Raw genomic sequence first — 2,649 nt, 5'->3', positions numbered from 1 at the left:
ACCGTGCGCGGCGCCAGACCATGGGCCGGATGAACCTGATGAGCCAGCTGTTCGGCCAGGTGCAGGATGCGATCACCGTCGCCAGCCTGGCCGTCGGCCTGCTGGTCTATGCGCCGTGGCTGATCCTGCTGCTGGCGCTGGCGCTAGTGCCGGCGTTCATCGGCGAGTCGCACTTCAATGCGGCCGGATACAGCCTCAACTTCCTGTGGACGCCGGAGCGCCGCCAGCTGGACTACCTGCGCCAGCTCGGCGCCAGCGTGGAAACAGCGAAGGAAGTGAAGATCTTCAACCTGCACCGGTTCCTGGTCGACCGTTACCGCAGCTTGTCGGCGGCGCTGTTCCTGGCAAACCGCGCGCTCGCCCGGCGGCGTGCGTTCTGGGGCACGCTGCTGGCCGCGCTGGGTACGCTGGGCTACTACACCGCGTATGCCTATATCGCCTGGCGCACGGTGCGCGGCGATTTCTCGATCGGCGATCTGACCTTCCTCGCCGGCAGCTTCCTGCGCCTGCGCCAGTTGCTGGAAGGCCTGCTGATCGGGTTCTCGCAGGTCGCCAGCCAGGCGCTGTACCTGGACGACCTGTATTCGTTCTTCCAGATCGAACCGGAAATCCATTCGCGAAAGGACGCGGTGCGCGTGCCGCAGCCGATCCGCGAGGGCTTCGTGTTCGAGGACGTGGGCTTCCGCTACCCCGATGCCGAGCAATGGGCCGTGCGCCACCTGGATTTCCACCTGCACGCGGGCGAAGTACTGGCGCTGGTCGGCGAGAACGGCGCGGGCAAGACCACCCTGGTCAAGCTGCTGGCACGCCTGTACGAACCGGACGAAGGCCGCATCCTGCTGGATGGGCGCGACCTGCGCGACTACGACCTGGACGACCTGCGCGCCAATCTGGGCGTGATCTTCCAGGATTTCGTGCGCTACAACCTCAGTGCCGGCGAGAACATCGGTGTCGGCCAGGTTGAAGCGATGGACGACCGCGCGCGGATCTCCGATGCCGCCCGCCGCGGCATGGCCGAGGAAGTGATCGCTGCCCTGCCCGGCGGCTACGACCAGCAGATCGGCCGCCGCTTCAAGCAGGGCGTGGACCTGTCCGGTGGCCAGTGGCAGAAGATCGCCATCGCCCGGGCGTGGATGCGCGATGCACAGGTGATGATCCTGGATGAACCCACCGCGGCGCTGGACGCCCGTGCCGAGTTCGAAGTGTTCCAGCGGTTCAGGGAGTTGGCGGATAATCGCACTGCGGTGCTGATTTCCCACCGCTTCTCATCCGTGCGCATGGCCGACCGCATCCTTGTACTGGCCGATGGCCGGATCGAAGCCAGCGGCACGCATGAGCAGCTGATGGCACAGGGCGGTCGCTATGCCGAGCTGTTCGAACTGCAGGCGGCCGGTTATCGCTGAGAACGCCTCTCGTTCCGCCTAATGAGAACCTGTCTCATTTGAGATAGAATTGTCCCGACGACTTCCGATAGATACGCCCATGTCCTCCGCTTTCGGCGCCGAAACGGTGCTTGAGGTCCGCCACTGGACCGACGCCTACTTCAGCTTCACCCTCACCCGTGACAGCGGTTTCCGCTTCGAGAACGGCCAGTTCGTGATGATCGGCCTGGAGACCGATGCGCGGCCGCTGCTGCGCGCGTACTCCATCGCCAGCGCCAACTGGGAAGAACAGCTGGAATTCTTCAGCATCAAGGTGCAGGACGGCCCGCTGACCTCGCGCCTGCAGCACATCAAGCCGGGCGACAAGGTGCTGGTCGGCAAGAAGCCCACCGGCACCCTGCTGATCAGCGACCTGCACCCGGGCAAGCACCTGTACCTGCTGGGCACCGGCACCGGCCTGGCGCCGTGGCTGTCGGTGATCAAGGACCCGGAGACCTACGAGCGCTTCGACAAGGTGATCCTGTGCCACGGTGTGCGCTACGAAAAGGACCTGGCCTATCGCGATTATTTCGAGAAGGAACTGCGCGAGCATGAGTTCCTGGGCGAAATGGTCGGCGACAAGCTGCTGTACTACCCGGCCGTGACCCGCGAGGCGTTCCCGAACCAGGGCCGCCTGACCTCGCTGATGGAAAGCGGCGAGATGCAGCGCACGCTCGGCCTGCCCGAGCTGAGCCCGGAAAACGACCGCGCGATGATCTGCGGCAGCCCGCAGATGCTGGCCGACCTGCGCACCGTACTGGACAGCCGCGGTTTCCAGACCTCGCCGCGCATCGGTACGCCCGGCCACTACGTGTTCGAGCGCGCGTTCGTCGAGAAATAAGCTGCAACGGTAGTGCCGGCCATTGGCCGGTTCTGCTGCAACCACGGGGTTGCCGGCCAGCGGCCGGCACTACCTTCAGAGCAGCGCTTCGATGCCGCCGCGCAGCTGCTCCGGCTTGGTGGTCGGCGCATAGCGATCCACCACCTGGCCCTGGCGATCGACCAGGAACTTGCTGAAGTTCCACTTGATGCGGGCGATGCCCAGCAGCCCGCGCTTCTGGTGCGACAGCCATGCCCACAGCGGGTCGGCACCCTCGCCGTTGACCTCGATCTTCTGCGACAGCGGGAAGCTGACCGGGTAATCAATCGAACAGAACTGGCGGATCTGCGCAGCATCGCCCGGCTCCTGCGCACCGAACTGGTTGCAGGGAAATCCGATCACCACCAG

General features: G+C 65.2%; 3 protein-coding genes. 2 read left to right on the top strand and 1 reads right to left on the bottom strand.

Annotated elements, in window-relative coordinates; all coding sequences use genetic code 11:
• The coding region (locus tag AB4Y84_RS18845) for an ABC transporter ATP-binding protein (RefSeq protein WP_442250651.1) at positions 1-1,403 on the top strand (1,403 nt) is incomplete at its 5' end.
• A 79-nt stretch (positions 1,404-1,482) separates the two neighbouring features.
• A complete protein-coding gene (locus AB4Y84_RS18840; RefSeq protein ID WP_140225775.1) occupies positions 1,483-2,262 on the top strand; it encodes a ferredoxin--NADP reductase in 780 nt (259 codons plus the stop codon).
• A gap of 75 nt (positions 2,263-2,337) precedes the next feature.
• Here the strand turns inward: AB4Y84_RS18840 and AB4Y84_RS18835 are convergent.
• On the bottom strand, positions 2,338-2,649 hold a 312-nt coding region (locus AB4Y84_RS18835), incomplete at its 5' end, for a glutathione peroxidase (protein WP_442250650.1).

Source organism: Stenotrophomonas sp. 2YAF22 (assembly GCF_052114665.1).
Classification (GTDB): Bacteria; Pseudomonadota; Gammaproteobacteria; order Xanthomonadales; family Xanthomonadaceae; genus Stenotrophomonas; species Stenotrophomonas indicatrix.
The sequence above is the reverse complement of the archived record's forward strand: the minus strand, read 5'-3'. Positions and strand labels throughout refer to the sequence as shown.

What these genes read in the sequence shown, in the direction of transcription:
- AB4Y84_RS18840 (WP_140225775.1), top strand. Translation starts at nt 1,483, where the DNA reads ATGTCCTCCGCTTTCGGCGCCGAAACGGTGCTTGAGGTCCGCCACTGG.